13 protein-coding genes are annotated in these 16938 nt (G+C 66.1%); 8 read left to right on the top strand and 5 right to left on the bottom strand.

What is annotated here, in order from left to right:
• Positions 1–35: 35 nt before the first annotated feature.
• Positions 36–1775: a cation:proton antiporter domain-containing protein gene (locus AC3FKH_RS08435; RefSeq protein ID WP_488674575.1), complete on the bottom strand. Its 1740-nt coding sequence runs from the start codon at positions 1773–1775 to the stop codon at positions 36–38.
• Positions 1776–2095: 320 nt separating this feature from the next.
• Between AC3FKH_RS08435 and AC3FKH_RS08430 the strand changes: the two genes are divergently transcribed.
• The 3 genes from AC3FKH_RS08430 to AC3FKH_RS08420 all read left to right on the top strand — a co-directional run bounded on the left by AC3FKH_RS08430 (position 2096) and on the right by AC3FKH_RS08420 (position 3763).
• Positions 2096–2692 (top strand): AraC family transcriptional regulator, encoded by a 597-nt coding sequence (locus AC3FKH_RS08430; protein WP_488674573.1) that lies wholly within the window; start codon positions 2096–2098, stop codon positions 2690–2692.
• Positions 2693–2829: 137 nt separating this feature from the next.
• Positions 2830–3303 carry an OsmC family protein gene (locus tag AC3FKH_RS08425; RefSeq protein ID WP_488674571.1) on the top strand — a complete coding sequence of 158 codons (474 nt, stop codon included), beginning with the start codon at positions 2830–2832 and terminating at the stop codon, positions 3301–3303.
• Positions 3304–3499: 196 nt separating this feature from the next.
• Positions 3500–3763, top strand: coding sequence for a hypothetical protein (locus AC3FKH_RS08420; protein WP_488674569.1), 264 nt, complete (start codon positions 3500–3502; stop codon positions 3761–3763).
• Between the two features lie 38 nt (positions 3764–3801).
• Here AC3FKH_RS08420 and AC3FKH_RS08415 read toward each other — a convergent pair whose 3' ends face one another.
• From AC3FKH_RS08415 to AC3FKH_RS08405, 3 genes are all read right to left on the bottom strand, one after another.
• Positions 3802–4854, bottom strand: coding sequence for an alpha/beta fold hydrolase (locus tag AC3FKH_RS08415; protein ID WP_488674567.1), 1053 nt, complete (start codon positions 4852–4854; stop codon positions 3802–3804).
• Between the two features lie 164 nt (positions 4855–5018).
• Positions 5019–6170, bottom strand: coding sequence for an ABC transporter substrate-binding protein (locus AC3FKH_RS08410; protein ID WP_488674564.1), 1152 nt, complete (start codon positions 6168–6170; stop codon positions 5019–5021).
• Between the two features lie 9 nt (positions 6171–6179).
• Complete coding sequence (locus AC3FKH_RS08405) at positions 6180–7493, bottom strand: CitMHS family transporter (RefSeq protein ID WP_488674562.1); 1314 nt, start codon at positions 7491–7493, stop codon at positions 6180–6182.
• A 594-nt stretch (positions 7494–8087) separates the two neighbouring features.
• On the opposite strand from AC3FKH_RS08405, the gene hutH reads away from it, so the two are divergent.
• From hutH to AC3FKH_RS08390, 3 genes are all read left to right on the top strand, one after another.
• Positions 8088–9644 carry a histidine ammonia-lyase gene (gene hutH, locus AC3FKH_RS08400; protein WP_488674560.1) on the top strand — a complete coding sequence of 519 codons (1557 nt, stop codon included), beginning with the start codon at positions 8088–8090 and terminating at the stop codon, positions 9642–9644.
• Between the two features lie 89 nt (positions 9645–9733).
• Positions 9734–11116: an amino acid permease gene (locus AC3FKH_RS08395; protein WP_488674558.1), complete on the top strand. Its 1383-nt coding sequence runs from the start codon at positions 9734–9736 to the stop codon at positions 11114–11116.
• A gap of 210 nt (positions 11117–11326) precedes the next feature.
• Positions 11327–11893 (top strand): cold shock domain-containing protein, encoded by a 567-nt coding sequence (locus tag AC3FKH_RS08390; RefSeq protein WP_488674557.1) that lies wholly within the window; start codon positions 11327–11329, stop codon positions 11891–11893.
• A gap of 159 nt (positions 11894–12052) precedes the next feature.
• Here the strand turns inward: AC3FKH_RS08390 and AC3FKH_RS08385 are convergent, their stop codons facing one another.
• A complete protein-coding gene (locus AC3FKH_RS08385; RefSeq protein ID WP_488674556.1) occupies positions 12053–12622 on the bottom strand; it encodes a YdeI/OmpD-associated family protein in 570 nt (189 codons plus the stop codon).
• A 674-nt stretch (positions 12623–13296) separates the two neighbouring features.
• On the opposite strand from AC3FKH_RS08385, the gene AC3FKH_RS08380 reads away from it, so the two are divergent.
• Together AC3FKH_RS08380 and AC3FKH_RS08375 are read left to right on the top strand one after the other, a co-directional pair.
• Complete coding sequence (locus tag AC3FKH_RS08380; protein WP_488674555.1) at positions 13297–15480, top strand: type I secretion system permease/ATPase; 2184 nt, start codon at positions 13297–13299, stop codon at positions 15478–15480.
• Positions 15464–16852, top strand: a complete 1389-nt coding sequence (locus AC3FKH_RS08375; RefSeq protein WP_488674554.1) for an HlyD family type I secretion periplasmic adaptor subunit — start codon at positions 15464–15466, stop codon at positions 16850–16852. The genes AC3FKH_RS08380 and AC3FKH_RS08375 overlap by 17 nt, the downstream gene beginning before the upstream one ends.
• The last annotated feature ends 86 nt before the right edge of the window (positions 16853–16938 follow it).

Genomic DNA, 16938 nt, shown 5'->3' with positions numbered 1-16938 from the left:
GGCGCAATGCCCCGCGCGCTTTCAAGTCCTGTAGCTCAGGCCGCGTGGCCTGCGGCATGGCCCGAGGCGTGAACCTGCGGCCCAGGCGCAAAGCGCTCCAGCACATGGGCGGTCATGCCCCTGGCCAGTTCCTCCTCGCCATAGAAGACCGTGCCGATCTCTTCCTTGCGCAGCATGACGGACTCGTCCTCGTTGTGCGTGCGCAGGACGACCTCGATCGACGGATTGAGCGTGCGCGCGATGCTGGCCATCTGGCGCACATCGATCGGATCGGCAATCGCCACCACCAGCATCGCGGCGCGCGCGATATGGGCCTGGATCAGGACGGCGGGCTCGGCGGCATTGCCGGAGACCGCCGCGATGCCGCGATTGCGCAGGCTTTCCACCAGCTCCCGGTTCTGTTCCGCGACCACATACGGAATGCCGCGCGCCTGCAGCGCACTGGCAATGCGCCGGCCTACGCGGCCATAGCCGACCAGCACCACCTGGCCTTCCAGGTACTTGCGCTCGGTGCTCATCGGCAGTTCGGCGTAGGGGTCGCCGCGCTGCTCCAGGCCGCGGGCCAGTGCCGAGCGCTTGAGGATCCAGCGCCGGAACGGTTCGTTGACGGCGAACAGCACCGGGTTCAGCGCGATCGAGATCAGCGCGGCCGCCAGCACCAGGCTCATGCCCTCGGCCGGCAGCAGCCCGAGCGACAGGCCCAGGCCGGCCAGGATGAACGAGAACTCGCCGATCTGCGCAAGGCTGGCCGATACCGTCAGCGCGGTATTGAGCGGATAGCGGAAGGCCAGCACGAGCCCGAAGGCCGCAGCCGATTTGCCCAGGATGATGATCGCCACGGTGGCCAGCACGTGCAGCGGCTGCTCGATCAGGATCGCCGGCTTGAACAGCATGCCGACCGAGACGAAGAACAGCACCGAGAACGCGTCGCGCAGCGGCAGCGATTCCTGCGCCGCGCGGTGGCTGAACTCGGATTCGCGCATGACCATGCCCGCGAAGAACGCGCCCAGCGCGAACGACACGCTGAACAGCTGCGCCGCGCCATAGGCGATGCCGATGGCGGCGGCGATGACCGACAGCGTGAACAGCTCGCGCGAGCCGGTGCGCGCCACCAGCCACAGGAACCACGGCAGCACGCGGCGCCCTGCTACCAGCATCAGCGCGATGAAGGCGCCCACCTGCAGCAGCGTCAGCGCGATGGTGGTCCACAGCGAAGTGGCCTCGGCCGCTTCGGCGCCCGTCGATCCGCCCAGAATCCCGGCCAGCGGCGGCAGCAGGACCAGCACCAGCACCGTGGCGAGGTCTTCAACCACCAGCCAGCCCACGGCGATGCGGCCGTTCATGCTTTCGAGCACGCCACGCGTCTCCAGCGCCTTGAGCAGCACCACCGTGCTGGCGCACGACAGCGAGAGCCCGAAGATCAGCCCGCTGCCCCAATGCCAGTCCCACAGCCACGCCACGCCCGCACCGAGCGCCGTCGCCAGTGCCATCTGCACCACCGCGCCGGGCACGGCGATGCGCTTGACCGCCAGCAGGTCTTTCAGCGAGAAGTGCAGCCCCACGCCGAACATCAGCAGCATCACGCCGATCTCGGAAAGCTGGGACGCCAGGTGGACGTCGGCGACGAAGCCCGGCGTGCCCGGGCCGATGATGATGCCGGCGACCAGGTAGCCGACCAGCGCCGGCACCTTGAATCGCTCGGCCAGGTAGCCAAGGACGAGGGCGATGCCGAAGCCGGCGGCAAGCGTGGTGATAAGAGGTATGTTGTGTTCCATGCAGGACGAATGGGAGCGGCGGATTGAAAACGGCAGCGGTCCTGCGGCGGGCCCGGCAGTCCCTTGCCGTTCAGGCAACGGTGGGTCTGCCGTGCGCCGGCAGACATACCAGGCCCCCTCATGATAACGGCATCCGGCGGCAATCCTGTCGAACGGGTTCGCGCGGAGCGCGTGGGAATGGCCTGGAACGGGCCTGGACCGGGACCGCTGCGTGTGGCGCAGGCAAACGGTGCGTTCGGAAATTGCAGATGGCGCGCCGCACGGTTAGCGGCGATGATGCTGCCCGAAACGACCGACTTGCGACCGACTTCCGACCCACCATGCGCGCCCACCTGCAGTCCCACTCGCACGTCAGCCTGCAGCGCCTGTTCCTGGCGTTTCCGCTGACGGTCGTGCCCACGCAGGGCAGGTCGGTCATCCGGCGGCGCGGCTACGAGCGCCTGCTGATGCCTGGGCAGGAAGTCACGATCGACCCGTTCGAGGCCATCGACATGCACCTGGATGGCAGCGGTGCGCAGCCGTCGTCCTGCACCTTCGAGATCCGGCGCGGCATGCCCGGCGCACCGCAGGACGCCCTGCATCAACGGATCTCCCGCCGCGTGTTTCTCCAGCCCCAATATGCGTGGAGCGCCGGATTTATCGCGGAACGGCTCGACATGCCCGCGGCACAGCTGCGCCGCCTGCTGTTCTCGCAAGGCACGGCGCTGACGGACCTTTGCCGCACGCAACGGCTGATGCGCCTGCTGTTCGAAGCCATGACCGGCGACGTCGCCATGGCGGACCTGAAGCGCTTTGTCGGCTGGCCTCCGGCCGGCGATGTGGAATCCGCGTTCTATGACCGCTTCGGGGTCTCCTTGCAGATGGCGCGGCGGCTGGCGAGCCACCCGTCGCGCGCACTGCGGCGCTCGATCGCCTGAGCCGCTTTCCGCACCCAGCAGCGGCCTTCGACCGTGTTTTCGCGTCCTTTGGAATAATGGAGTCCCGCGACGCAGGGGCCAGCGGGGCCCGTCATGCGTTGGACTTCAACGGCATCGTCCCCAGGAGCAGCGCAGACATGGCCAAGCGTGAACATCACTATCGGGTGTCGGTCGAGTGGACCGGCAACAAGGGAAGCGGGACGTCGGGCTACCGGGCTTATGCACGCGACTACATGATCCGCTCGGGGGCCAAGCCAGCCATTGCCGGCTCGTCGGACCCGGCGTTCCTTGGAGACGCGGCTCGCTGGAATCCCGAGGATTTGCTGGTCGCTTCCGTGTCGGCGTGCCACAAGCTCTGGTACCTGCACCTGTGCGCCGACGCGGGCATCGCCGTGCTGGCGTATGCGGATGAGGCGCACGGCACGATGGTCGAGGGCGAGCGCAGCCAGTTCACGCAGATCGTGCTGCGGCCGCGCGTCGCCATCCGCGCCTCGGATGATCCCGAACTGGCGAAGCAGCTGCACCATGCCGCACACGAGCAATGCTTCATTGCCAACTCGGTCAATTTTCCGATCCTGTGCGAGCCGACCATCGAGCAGGTTGGCGCTTAGGAATCAAGGCAGGTGGATACCGCTGTTCGGGCCGCGCAGACGTTTCGCGCGGCTGTTGGCCGGGGCCCACCAGAATCCCTCCACGCAAGGCCGTAGCGCGCACCTGAAGACCCGCGCCGTCCGTGGCACGGCATCTGCATAGTCCCGGTCGAACGTCGTTTCCGCCGTTCGCTTTCCATGACTACAGGAGACTCCCATGTCCACGCTACTGATCGACAACCTGCCGTGCACCCGCGAACTGGACCTCGCCGCACGTGCCGCCATCCGCGGCGGCTATAACGATATGCGGTCCATTGCCGTCGGGGAGCCTGACCCCAGCGGACACATGCCCATGCCGCCGATGCCCGCGATGCCGCCATTGCCGTCGTTCCCCCCGATGCCGCCGATGCCGGCACTGCCCGAGTTTCCGCCGGGATTCCCGTTCCAGCCGAAAGGCCCGCCGAAGGTCGTGCCGCTGTAACCGGCGGGCGCCTTCGCGCACCGGACCATCGTCCCGCCTCAGCGCCGGTCGACGTCAAGGACGGCCTGCGCAAAGGCGGCAGGCGCTTCCTGCGGCAGGTTGTGGCCGATGCCGCCGGTCAGGTTGCGGTGCTCGTACCGGCCGGTGAACTTGCCGGCATAGGCGCTGGGCTCGGGATGGGGCGCGCCGTTGGCGTCGCCTTCCATGGTGATGGTCGGCACGATGATGGCCGGCGCCGTGGCGAGCCTCTTCTCGATGTCATCGAACCGCGCTTCGCCGGTGGCCAGCCCCAGCCGCCAGCGGTAGTTGTGGAGGGTGATATCCACGTGGTCGGGGTTGTCGAATGCGGCCGCGCTGCGCTCGAAGGTGGCGTCGTCGAAGTTCCATTGCGGCGATGCCAGCGTCCAGATCAGCCTGGCGAACTGCCGCGTGTACTTGCGGTAGCCGGCCGCGCCGCGGTCCGTGGCGAAGTAGAACTGGTACCACCATTGCAGTTCGGCCTCGGGCGGCAGCGGCTGCGTGCCGGCGGCCTGGCTGCCGATCAGGTAGCCGCTCACCGACACCAGCCCGCGGCAGCGGTCCGGCCACAGCGCGGCCATGATATCTGCCGTGCGCGCGCCCCAGTCGAAGCCGGCCACCACGGCGTCGCGGATGGCGAGCGCATCCATCAGCGCGATCATGTCGGCGGCGATGGCCGAGGGCTGGCCATTGCGCTTGGTGTCCGCCGACAGGAAGGTGGTAGAGCCGTTGCCGCGCAGGAAGGGCATGATCACGCGATAGCCGCGCGCCGCCAGCAGCGGCGCCACGTCGACGAAGCTGTGGATGTCGTAGGGCCAGCCATGCAGCAGCAGCGCGACCGGCCCGTCGGCCGGGCCGGCCTCGGCGTAGCCCACGTTCAGCACGCCGGCGTTGACCTGCCGGATGGGTGCGAAGCCCGTATGCGCGCCAGGCCTGGTTCGGGGCAGGGGGGCTGCCTTCGCTACGCTGGCCTGTGCCCGGGCGGCTTGCGAGAGGCCCAGTTGCGCTGCGGCCAGCGTTGCCGCAGCGACGCCCAGAAAGCCCCGGCGGGGCACATCGATTCGTTCCGACATCTGTTTCTCCTGTGTGCTTGATCAACCTGAACAGGAGTCTAGGAGGCCGCTTCAAGCGGCATGTGTCGGGAATCCCGGGGCTTTGTATCGCTGTGTATAAGCGCGTGCCGCGTCAATATGCCGATACAAGAAATCCGCCTGAAGCGGCGGATTTCGCGGTGGTGCTACTTCTGGCCCGTGGCGGTGCGCCAGCGTGTCACGAACTCGCGATAGGCCGCGATATCGAGATGACGCGTCAGGTCGGCGTCGTTCAGGATCGGCCGCATGCTGGTGCCGAGCTGCGTCACCAGCCGGGCGGCGGTGATGTCGCCGCCGACATCGCTGCGCACGGCGTACAGCCCGGCGCGCTGCGCCATCAGGGTCTGGCCGCGCCGCGACAGCGTGTAGTCGATCCACAAGCGCGCCGCGTTCGGGTGGCGCGCGCGCTGGCTGATCAGCTGGATGCGCGACAGCACCAGCGTGTAGTCGGTCAGGAAGGCGACGCCGATGGCCGGATTGTTCCGCGCCTGGCCAAGCGCGTACGCGCCAAGCACGTTGTAGGCGAGCGCCATGCTGCCATTGGCGATCTGGCGCAGCATGGCGGCGGTGGTGGACACATAGCGGGTGTCGAGCTTGCCCAGTGCCGTGGCGATGTCCCACAAGGCCGGCCCCGCCGCGGCATCCTGCGTGGCCAGCAGGAACCCGAGGCCGGATTTCTCGATGTCGTAGGTGATGACCTTGCGGTGCAGCTGGCTGGCCTGCGTGGCCAGCAGCTTCGCCAGGTCGGCGTGCGTGCGTGGTACCTGGGCCGGGCGGAGCAGCTTGCGGTTGTAGGCGATCGCCACCGGATCGATGCTGGTGGCCCAGCTCTGATCCTGCCAGCGGGCCCAGGCGGGCAGGGCGGATGCCTCCGGCGAGGCGTAGGTCATGGCATAGCCGCGCCTGACCAGGCTGGCCTGCAGGTCCATCGCCGAACTCCACAGGACGTCGGCGGACTCGGTCCCGAGCTGGGTCTCGGCCAGGTAGCGGTGATACAGCTCGGTGCTGGTCAGGTCGTCGTACTCGACCCGGACGCGCGGATACATCAACTGGAAATCCGCCAGCAGCGGCCGCACCACGTCGGCGTCCGTGGTCGCGTAGATCACCAGCCGGCCTTCGTCCTCGGCCGCGCGGACCACGCCGGCATAGGCGGGGTCGTAGCCGGGCGGCGGCTTGGCCCGCGGCGCGTAGTCCAGCAATTCATTGGTGTTCTGCGCGGACGATGCCAGCGGCCAGCCCAGCGCCAGCCCGAGCAGGGCGCGTCGGCGGGCGAGCCGTGAGGTGCGGTGATTTTGCATGACAGTGCCTCAGGTCCGGCCCATGAACGGGATCACGCCGAAGACAATGCACGCGGCCAGCATCACCACCGCCGCCGACAGTGCCCACAACAGCGTAAAGCGCTGATGGTCGCCGAACTCGACCTCGGCCAGGCCGACCAGCAGGTAGGTCGACGCCACCAGCGGGCTGAGCAGGTGGACCTGCTGGCCGATCAGCGATGCGCGGCCCAGTTCCGCCGCGGTAATGCCGTGCACGGCACCGGCCTTGGCGAGGATTGGCAGGATGCCGAAGTAGAAGGCATCGTTGGAGATGAAGAACGTGAACGGCACGCTCAGCACCGCCGTCACCACCGCGAGGTACGGCTCCAGCCAGTTGGGCAGGCCGGCAATCACGCTGGCGGCGATGGCATCCACCATCTTCGTGCCCGACAGGATGCCCACGAAAATACCCGCGGCGAAAATCAGCGAAACGACCGGGACGATATTGCCGGCATGCGCAGCCAGCCGTTCCTTCTGGTCCTGCATATTGGGGTAGTTGACCATCAGGGCGATCGCCGAGGCGACCATGAACAGCACCTGCAGCGGGATCGCGCCGTGGATCAGCAGCGCCATCAGGGCTACCGTCAGGGCGAGGTTGAACCACAGCAGCCGCGGCCGCGCGGTCGCCGGGTCGCTGGCCGTGACTGCCGGGCCACCGTCGGCCGGCCCGTCGGCTTGCTGCAAGGCAATGGCACCGAGCCGCTTCTTTTCCCGGCGCCCCAGCAGGCCCGCGACGAACAGGCCCCAGACGCCGGTGACGATCATCGGCAGGATCATCGGCACGAACAGCTGGCCCACGTCCACGCCCAGCGAACTGGCCGCGCGCGCGGTCGGGCCGCCCCACGGCAGGATGTTCATGAGCCCGCCCGCCATCATGATGACGCAGGCCAGCACCAGGCGGCTCAGGCCCAGGCGCTTGTACAGCGGCAGCATGGCGGCGCACGTGATCATGTAGGTGGTGGAGCCGTCGCCGTCGAGCGAGACCACCGTCGCCAGCACGAACGTTCCCATCACGATCTTGGTGGGGTCATTGCCGACCAGCCGGAGGATGACTCGCACGGCCGGGTCGAACAGGCCGGCGTCGATCATGATCCCGAAGTACAGGATCGCGAACATCAGCATGACGCCGGTCGGGGCGAGCTTCTTGATGCCTTCCAGCATCATCGGGCCCAGTTCGAGGCCGAAGCCCGCCAGCAGCCCGAAGACGATCGGCACCAGGATCAGCGCAACCATTGCCGACAGGCGCTTGGTCATGATCAGCGCCATGAAGACGATGATCATCGTGTAGGCGATGGCGGTCAGCATGGGCGATCCTCAGGCGCTGCGCAGTTCACGAACCGGCAGGCCGATGCGGCGGTGCGCGCAGCATCGGGCTTGCGCTCGCCGGGGTGGCCGGCGGCAAAAATCGTGCATCGCATCCCGGGCTGCGGCGCTCCGGTTACTCCGTCGACGCTGAGGCAGTATATGTTGCGCGAGAGGCCCGCGCGAAGCCGTGCTGTGTTCTCTACCGCACGCGCCGCGGCGATCTCGAGTTGTCGTGATCGCTGTGATCTGTCAACCATGCCCACGATGCGCATGACAGTTATCTCCTATGACCAATGCCCATGGAGGGCTATGGGACGGGGATGCTAGAGATCCAAGCTGTCATTTCGCCGTCACACGCGCCTAGGGTTATCCCGGGTGCGATGGTGCCGTGCGTTATGTGTAATCCGGCCGCTTGGCCAAGCGCAGCCACACAGGCTTTCAGTCCGTTCATGTTCGCTTCTGGCATCCCAAGGTGGGTATACCCCAGTACCCATCAACTTGTATATACAATACCGTACAACCATAGAAGACCAGGCCGCCTATGCAAAACGGTCTGGCCCTGCCGATGCTCGGCGCCACCCAGTGAATCGCAACATGTCCCTTCAAGCAAACCAGTCGGCCACCGCCCTGCACCTGCAACCCGGCGAGCTGACGCTCGCGCAATTGCGCGCCGTCCACCAGCATCCCGTCAGGATCACGCTCGACGAGCGCGCTTTCGCGGCGATCGACCGCAGCGTGGCTTGCGTGGAAAGCGTGATCTCCGAGGGCCGCACGGCCTATGGCATCAACACCGGCTTCGGCCTGCTGGCGCAGACGCGCATTGCACGGGATGACCTGGAGAGCCTGCAGCGCTCGCTGGTGCTCTCGCACGCGGCCGGCGTCGGCGAGCCGATCGATGACGCGCTGGTGCGCCTGATCATGGTGCTGAAGATCAACAGCCTGGCGCGCGGCCTGTCCGGTATCCGCCGCAAGGTGATCCACGCCCTGATCGCCCTGGTCAACGCCGAGGTGTACCCGTGCATCCCCCTGAAAGGCTCGGTCGGTGCCTCGGGCGACCTGGCGCCGCTGGCCCATATGTCGCTGCTGCTGCTCGGCGAAGGTCAGGCCCGTCATCGCGGCCAGTGGCTGCCCGCGCGTGAAGCGCTGGCCCTGGCCGACCTGCAACCGCTCACGCTCGCCGCCAAGGAAGGGCTGGCCTTGCTCAACGGCACGCAGGTGTCCACCGCCTACGCACTGCAGGGCTTGTTCCAGGCGGAAGACCTGTTTGCCGCAGCGAGTGTCTGCGGGGCGCTGACCGTCGAAGCGTCGCTCGGCTCGCGTGCGCCGTTCGATCCCCGAATCCACGCGGCGCGTGGCCAGCGCGGCCAGATCGACTCGGCGGCGATCTACCGCGACCTGCTGGGCCCCACGAGCGAGATCGGCCAATCCCATGCGGGCTGCGAAAAGGTCCAGGATCCCTATTCGCTGCGCTGCCAGCCGCAGGTGATGGGCGCCTGCCTGACGCAGATCCGCAATGCGGCGGATGTCCTCGCCGTCGAAGCAAACTCCGTTTCCGACAATCCGCTGGTGTTTGCCGAGGAAGGGGACATCATTTCCGGCGGCAATTTCCACGCGGAGCCGGTGGCCATGGCCGCCGACAACCTCGCGCTGGCACTGGCCGAGATCGGCGCACTGAGCGAGCGGCGCATCTCGCTGATGATGGACAAGCATATGTCGCAGCTGCCGGCGTTCCTCGTCGCCAATGGCGGCGTCAACTCCGGCTTCATGATCGCGCAGGTCACGGCCGCAGCGCTGGCGTCGGACAACAAGGCGCTCGCCCATCCGGCCAGCGTGGACAGCCTGCCGACCTCCGCGAACCAGGAAGACCACGTGTCGATGGCCCCCAACGCCGGAAAGCGTCTTTGGGAAATGGCCGACAACGTGAAGGGCATCGTCGCCATCGAATGGCTCGCGGCGTGCCAGGGTCTCGATTTCCGCGAAGGCGCGAAGACTTCCGACACGCTCGAACGCGCGCGCGGCCTGCTGCGCCAGTCGGTGCCGTTCTACGACCAGGACCGCTACTTCGCTCCGGACATCGAAAGCGCCAGCGCACTGATCGCCGGCCGTCACCTCACGGCGCTGCTGTCCACGGGCATGCTGCCCAGCCTCTAAGACAAATACACCCGCACCGGCGCGGAACGGGCGAAGACCCGCGCGCCATGGGAGCACCGCTCCCATCCCGATATCTTCCTGGAGACAGCTTGAAAACCCTGCAACGCAACCTGAGCGCGCGGCATGTCCGCTTCCTTGCGCTCGGCTCGGCCATTGGCACGGGCCTGTTCTATGGCTCGGCATCCGCCATCCAGCTGGCTGGGCCGGCCGTCATCCTGGCCTACATCCTGGGCGGCGCTGCCGTCTACATGGTCATGCGCGCGCTCGGCGAGATGGCGGTTCGCGAGCCGGTGTCCGGCTCGTTCGGCCGGTATGCCAGCGAGTACCTCGGGCCGCTCGCGGGGTTCCTGACCGGATGGACCTATATCCTCGAAATGATCATCGTCTGCCTGGCGGACGTGACGGCATTCGGCATCTACATGGGGTTCTGGTTTCCGGAGGTGCCGCAATGGATCTGGGTGCTCGGCATCGTCATGCTGATCTGCGGCCTGAACCTGTGCAACGTGAAGGTGTTCGGGGAACTCGAATTCTGGCTGGCGCTGGTGAAGATCCTCGCTATCGGCGCCATGATCATTGGCGGCACCCTGATCCTGTTCCTCGGCGTCAAGATGAATGGCGAACACTCGCCGGGGCTGACCAACCTGTGGGCCCATGGCGGATTCCTCCCGCACGGTGCAGGGGGACTGATCGCCTCGCTGGCCGTGGTGATGTTTGCGTACGGCGGCATCGAGATCATCGGCATCACCGGCGGTGAAGCGAAGAATCCGGAGAAGGTCATTCCAAGGGCGATCAACGCCGTGCCGGCGCGGATCCTGCTGTTCTACGTGCTGACCATGACCGTGCTGATGGCCATCTTTCCGTGGACCGGCATTGGCGGCCAGGGCAGCCCGTTCGTGCAGATCTTCTCCGGGCTGGGCATCCAGTCTGCCGCGGCGATCCTTAACGTCATCGTGATTTCCGCGGCCATCTCGGCCATCAACAGCAACATCTTCGGTGCCGGACGGATGATGTTCGGCATGGCGGAGCAAGGCCACGCACCGCGACTTTTCGGCACCACCTCGCGTCACGGTGTGCCGTGGGTGACGGTGCTGGCGATGGCGGCCGCGCTGCTCGGCGGCGTGGTGCTGAACTACCTGATTCCCGAGCAGGTGTTCGTGATCATTGCATCGATCGCGACCTTCGCCACGGTATGGGTCTGGCTCATGATCCTTCTGTCGCAGGTTGCCATGCGCCGTCGCCTGTCGGCCGAGGAAGTCCGCGCCCTCAAGTTCAAGGTGCCGCTGTGGCCGGCCGGTCCGGCGCTGGCGATTGCCTTCATGCTGTTCGTGATCGGCGTGCTGGGGTATGTCGAAGACACGCGCGTGGCGCTGTATGTCGGCGCGGGCTGGGTGGCGCTGCTGTCGCTCGCGTGGTACCTGCGGGGCAAGCCAGAGGGCGACCGGATCCTCGCCAGCGAGACCCGTGCGTCGTGATGCTGGTCTTGCCAGGCGTGACGCTGTTCGAGGCCTGGCAGTTCCGGCATGGACGCCGCTCCGCAACATCGAGGCCTTGAGCCGCCAGCATGTATTGACACTCGATACGCGATGCCACTACATTGCGCGGCGCAGGCAGCGCTTATCCCTATGGAATGAAGCCTGAAACGGTCGCCTGGATCGTCTCAGGCTTTTTTTGCGATTCTCCCCATGCGATTTACCGGCAAGCTCAAATCCTGGAATGACGATCGCGGCTTTGGCTTCATTGCGCCCGCCGCCCCTGGCCGCGAAGTCTTCGTTCACATCAGTGCATTTCCCCGGGACGGCTTGCGGCCAACAGTCGGAGAGCCGCTGGACTATGAGGTCGGGGCCGGCAAGGACGGCAAGCCCGCGGCGATCCGGGTGTATCGGAAGGTAGTGGGACAAGCCTTGAAGCGGCCGCATACACGGGCACATCAGGTACGGAGTCGCCGCTCATTCACGCCCAGGCTGATCGCGCTGGCGCTGGCAATCGCGATTGGCGCCTACGCCTACTCCACCTATAGCCGGCATGCACGCAGCAAGGAATGGCGGGTTGCCGAGGCGGCTGCGCCTGCCGATACCGGCGAGGTGGCACAAGTTCAGTACCACTGTGACGGCCGAACCCATTGCTCGCAAATGACGTCGTGTAGCGAAGCAAAATTCTTTCTGAAGAACTGTCCCGATACGAAGATGGACGGCAACCATGATGGGGTGCCTTGCGAGCAGCAATGGTGCACGGCGCCGTGGTCGAAGTAGCACGTGCGGTTTGGAAACTCCTTCCCGATTACTCGCACCTGTACTTTGACATTTGCGCCCCTGCTCGCTGGATCGCTTCCGATGCGCGTTGAATTTGCTCCGGATTGTTACTGATCGCGGTCTGAGCGTTGTTGAGAGCGTGCTGGTAGGACTGGAAAGCTATGGGTGGATCTTTTCGCCACGGTTCAGCATGTCGATGAATTGAGAAATTTTCTTTGCGCGTGTTTCGGCCTTCTTTACGTTCTGGATCCTGAACAGGATGGCATACCGGTTCTGGCTATTCAGGGTAGCGAAGAACTGCCTTGCCTTCGGGTTGGCGTCGAGGGCCTGCCGCAGATCATCGGGAAGCGTCGCCGTACTGGCAGATGCATAGGCGGCCTCCCAACGTCCGTCGCGCCTGGCTCGATCGATTGCGCGAAGCCCTGCGGGGCGCATCCTCCCGGCGGAAATCAATGCCTCGGCTTTTGCCTTGTTGATCCTGGACCAGATGCTTCTGGCGGTTCGGGGCGTAAATCGTTGTAACCAGTAGTGCTCGCTTTCAGCCTGCTTCTGTCCATCGATCCAACCGTAGCAAAGCGCGCTCTCAAGTGCCTGGGCATAAGAAACGGTGGACCGTTCGGCAGATCGCTTTGCAATGCGCAGCCAGACTCCGGGCACAGCCTCTGCGTTGGCTTCGAGCCAGGCTTCCCAGGCTTCCTGATTGGGGAACGTGAGTGTTGGACTGTGCATCTCGCCAGGCCTGATGGGTTTGAATCGCCGAGATTTCCGGAGAACTTCAACGGGTGCCCGGTCAGCTTACCTCACTGCACCCAGGAACCCTGCGGGCTGCACAGCGCAGAAGGAAAAACTTGATTGGGGTGTGACCCGCTTGGGGGATGCGCCCCTTGCCGGCGGCCCCGTACACTGGCCGCGTAGGCGCTGGATCTCCTCCTGTCTACAGGCCTTCAGCCCCTCGGAGCCACCCCGCGCCGAGGGGCTTTTCTATGGTGGTTCTACGGCGCATCGAAAGCCCTAGCCGCCATGACGCTGTTTGGCGCCCCCGCCGGCGCCATGGCCCTTTCTGTCTTCGTTTGGGGCGCAGCATGCTGGCCACTATCCGAGGATGGAGGCGGTGCAGAAACCCGGTGTGGGATGAGCCGTTCAGCCGGGGCATAGACGAATGGACGAGGACCTCCTCACTTTTAGCCTTGCCAACCCAACCTTCTGGATGATGCGTTCCGCCGGATTCTTCACTTAAGCTTCCTGAACATCACACCATTGGGACCGGGGGGTAACCATGGATGGGTGTTTGGAACCGGGGCGCCTGCTGTCCGCGCCGTTAGAATCGTGCGCGCTTACGCGCTGGCAAGACAGCGCCGGTCGCCTGCCTGGCGCCGGTGTTTCCTGACGGAAGGCGGGGCACCATGCATACCGCTACCGCCGCGCCCGCTGCGGGCGCCGACTGGGATCTTCCGTCTTCGGCGCTGCACGCTGCGTCGGACGATCCTCTGCTGGGTTGTCTGCTTTGGCTGGCGCGATCCTTTCACCGTGCGGTATCGGCGCAAGCCCTGGTGGCCGGCCTGCCGCTCGAAACGAACCGCCTGACTCCCGAACTGTTTCCCCGCGCCGCGGCGCGGGCGGGCCTGTCTGCCCGGCTGGTCAGGCGTGGGCTCGACGATATCCCCGACCTCGTGCTGCCGGCCATCCTCCTGCTTGATGAGCGCGGGGCCTGTGTCTTGCTGCGCCGCCTCGAAAACGGCGCCCTGCTGATCGCATTGCCTGAAACGGGCGACGGGGAGCAGGAGATCGCGCGCGACAGGCTGGCATGCCGCTACAGCGGCCATGCGATCTTTGCACGGCCCGCCCATCGTACCGACGCGGGCGCCGAAGCGGGCCCGGCGCAGCCGCGCCAGTGGTTCTGGGATGCAGTTCGCCAATCATGGCCGCTCTACGCAGAAGTGCTGGTCGCCTCGTTGCTGACCAGCCTGTTCGCACTGGCCATGCCCCTGTTCACCATGAATGTGTACGACCGCGTGGTGCCGAATCATGCGATGGAGACATTGTGGGCGTTGGCGATCGGCGTCGGTCTTGTGATCGGGTTCGACCTCGTGATGCGTACCTTGCGCGGGTATTTTGTCGATGTGGCCGGCAGGCGGATCGATGTCACGGTCTCCGCCAGCGTGTTCGAGCGCGTGCTAGGCATCCAGATGAAGGCGCGGCCCGCTTCGGTCGGGAGCCTCAGCAGCCAGTTGCACGAGTTCGAGTCGGTGCGCGAGTTCCTGACGTCGGCCACCATCACCACCCTGATCGACCTGCCGTTCGCGGTGGTCTTCATTGCCGCGATGTTCTGGGTCGGCGGCCCGCTGGCCTGGGTGCCGCTGCTGACCGTGCCGGTCGTCATCGGGATGAGCCTGGCGTTGCAGGGACCGCTGTCGCGGGCCGTTCGCGCAAGCAGCACCTGCGCGGCCCAGCGCCAGGCGGCGCTGGTCGAGGCGCTGGTGGGCCTGGAGACCATCAAGACGCTTGGCGCGGAGGGCGCGGCGCAGCGCAACTGGGAGCAGGTGATCGGGCAAATGGCAAGGCTTGGGCTGAAGTCGCGCCTGCTGTCGGCCTGCGTGATCAATGTCTCGCTGTTCGCCCAGCAAGCGGCGTCGCTGGCGGTGGTAGTGCTGGGCGTTTATCTGATCACGGAAGACCGGCTCACCACGGGCGGGCTGATTGCATGCACCATCCTCGCCGGCAGGGCACTGGCGCCTTTGTCCCAAATGGCGGCACTGACCACGCGCTACCACCAGGCACGGACCGCGCTGGCCGGACTGGAAAAGGTGATGCAATGGCCCGTGGAGCGGCCACCCGAAAAACACTTCGTCCACCGGCCCAAGCTGCGCGGCGAGATCGAATTTCGCGAAGTCAGCTTCCAGTATCCGGGGCGCGCCAATGCGGCGCTGGACAGCGTATCGTTCCGGATCGCCAGCGGCGAGCGCGTTGGCCTGATCGGGCGCATCGGTTCCGGCAAGACGACGATCGAGAAGCTTGTTCTCGGGCTCTACGCTCCCGACGCCGGCACCGTGCTGGTCGACGGCGCAGAAGTGCGCCAGCTCGACCCGACGGCCTTGCGCCGCGATATCGGCTATGTGCCGCAGGACGTGATGCTGTTCAGCGGCACCGTGCGCGACAACATCGTCATGGCCGCGCCCCATGCCGATGACGAGGCGGTACTGCGGGCAGCGCGGCTGGGCGGCGTCAGCGACTTCATCGATCGCTTGCCGGACGGCTTCGACCTGCGCCTGGGCGAACGCGGCGAAGGGCTTTCGGGCGGACAGCGCCAGGCCATCGCCATCGCGCGCGCCGAACTGCTGCAGCCGCCGGTGCTGCTGCTCGACGAGCCCAGCAGCGCGATGGACAACCGTACCGAAGAACTGTTCAAGGCCAGGCTGGCGTCGGCGCTCGGAGACCGCACGCTGGTGTTGGTCACGCATCGCGGTTCGTTGCTCAGCCTGGTTGACCGGCTGATCGTGATGGACCAGGGCCGTATCGTCGCCGATGGTCCCAAGGCCGAAGTGCTCAACGCGCTGGCTGGGAGGAAGCTTCATGTCGCCTCAGCCTGAACGCCGGCGCGCTTCGCTGTTGCGGCGCATAGTCACAGCCCTGCGGGCGCGGGCGGACGACAGCGCCTTCATGAGCGAGCGCCACGCCGCGGCCTGTGCCGCACCGCGGCCGTTTGCGCACTGGATCCTGTGGGCTACGCTGGCCTTCGTGCTGATTGCGCTCCTGTGGGCCGGGCTGGCACGGGTAGACGAAGTGACCGTGGGCGAGGGCAAGATCATTCCCTCGAGCCAGGTCCAGGTCGTGCAGAACCTGGAAGGGGGGATCGTCGCCGAGATCATGGTGCGGCCGGGCCAGGTCGTGCGCAAGGACGAGCCGCTGATGCGCATCGACGATACCCGTTTCACGGCTTCCTTCAAGGAGGGCAGGACCAAGGACGACGCCCTGGTTGCCCGCATCGCCCGGCTGAGCGCCGAAGCTGGCGGCGTGCCGTTCGATGACGGGGCGATCGGCAATGCCGCGAGCCGGGCCTTTGTGACGGAGGAGCGCTCGCTGTTCGAATCCCGCAAGCGCGCGCTGGAAGCCAACCTCGCTGTGGTGCGCCAGCAGTCGGACCAGCGCCGGCAGGAACTGGCCGAGAAGCGTTCGCGCGAGCAGCAACTGCGGCAAAGCCACCAGCTCGTATCGCGGGAACTGGCCATGATGCGTCCCATGGTGGCGCAGGGGGTGGTCTCCGAGGTGGACCTGCTGCGGCTGGAACGCCAGGCCAACGACCTGCAGGGCGAGCTTGACGCGACACGCCTGGCCATGCCGCGGCTGGATGCCGCCTATCGCGAGAGCCAGAAGAAGCTCGAGGAACTCACCACGCATTTCCGCGCCGAGGCCATGCAGGACCTCAACCAGGCCAAGGCAGAGCAACAGGCGCAGAGCGCTACCAATACCGCGTTGCAGGACCGCGTGGACCGTACGCTGGTGAAAGCGCCGATGGCGGGAATCGTGAAGCAGCTCAAGGTCAATACCGTGGGCGGCGTCATCCAGCCCGGCATGGACCTGATGGAAATCGTGCCATTGGAAGACACGTTGCTCGTCGAGGCACGCGTGCGACCGGCCGACATCGCATTCCTGCGGCCTGGGCAGCCTGCCATGGTGAAGCTGTCGGCATACGACTTTTCCATCTACGGCGGCTTTCCGGGAACGGTGGAGCATATCAGTGCCGATACGCTGATGCCGGAGCGTCCGGGCGAACGCCCGGAGAGCTATTACCTGGTGCGGGTGCGCACCCGGGACAACCGCCCCACCGGCAGCGCTACGCAGGTGCCCATCCTGCCCGGCATGGTGGCTACGGTGGATGTGCTGACTGGCCAGAAGACGGTGCTGCACTACCTGCTCAAACCGATTATCAAGACCAAAGAACTGGCATTGCGCGAACGCTGACACCTTGCGCGGGCGTGCGAACCCGCGCAGCACGATAACAGGCATGGCCTGGCAAACGGGCCGCCATCCATTCCAGGACGGAGGAA

The sequence above is a fragment of the Cupriavidus sp. 21MJTG02-4 genome (assembly GCF_057798975.1).
This window is presented reverse-complemented; position numbering and strand designations above follow the sequence as displayed.

What these genes read in the sequence shown, in the direction of transcription:
- AC3FKH_RS08435 (WP_488674575.1), bottom strand. Translation starts at nt 1,775, where the DNA reads ATGGAACACAACATACCTCTTATCACCACGCTTGCCGCCGGCTTCGGC.
- AC3FKH_RS08430 (WP_488674573.1), top strand. Translation starts at nt 2,096, where the DNA reads ATGCGCGCCCACCTGCAGTCCCACTCGCACGTCAGCCTGCAGCGCCTG.
- AC3FKH_RS08425 (WP_488674571.1), top strand. Translation starts at nt 2,830, where the DNA reads ATGGCCAAGCGTGAACATCACTATCGGGTGTCGGTCGAGTGGACCGGC.
- AC3FKH_RS08420 (WP_488674569.1), top strand. Translation starts at nt 3,500, where the DNA reads ATGTCCACGCTACTGATCGACAACCTGCCGTGCACCCGCGAACTGGAC.
- AC3FKH_RS08415 (WP_488674567.1), bottom strand. Translation starts at nt 4,854, where the DNA reads ATGTCGGAACGAATCGATGTGCCCCGCCGGGGCTTTCTGGGCGTCGCT.
- AC3FKH_RS08410 (WP_488674564.1), bottom strand. Translation starts at nt 6,170, where the DNA reads ATGCAAAATCACCGCACCTCACGGCTCGCCCGCCGACGCGCCCTGCTC.
- AC3FKH_RS08405 (WP_488674562.1), bottom strand. Translation starts at nt 7,493, where the DNA reads ATGCTGACCGCCATCGCCTACACGATGATCATCGTCTTCATGGCGCTG.
- hutH (WP_488674560.1), top strand. Translation starts at nt 8,088, where the DNA reads ATGTCCCTTCAAGCAAACCAGTCGGCCACCGCCCTGCACCTGCAACCC.
- AC3FKH_RS08390 (WP_488674557.1), top strand. Translation starts at nt 11,327, where the DNA reads ATGCGATTTACCGGCAAGCTCAAATCCTGGAATGACGATCGCGGCTTT.
- AC3FKH_RS08385 (WP_488674556.1), bottom strand. Translation starts at nt 12,622, where the DNA reads ATGCACAGTCCAACACTCACGTTCCCCAATCAGGAAGCCTGGGAAGCC.
- AC3FKH_RS08380 (WP_488674555.1), top strand. Translation starts at nt 13,297, where the DNA reads ATGCATACCGCTACCGCCGCGCCCGCTGCGGGCGCCGACTGGGATCTT.
- AC3FKH_RS08375 (WP_488674554.1), top strand. Translation starts at nt 15,464, where the DNA reads ATGTCGCCTCAGCCTGAACGCCGGCGCGCTTCGCTGTTGCGGCGCATA.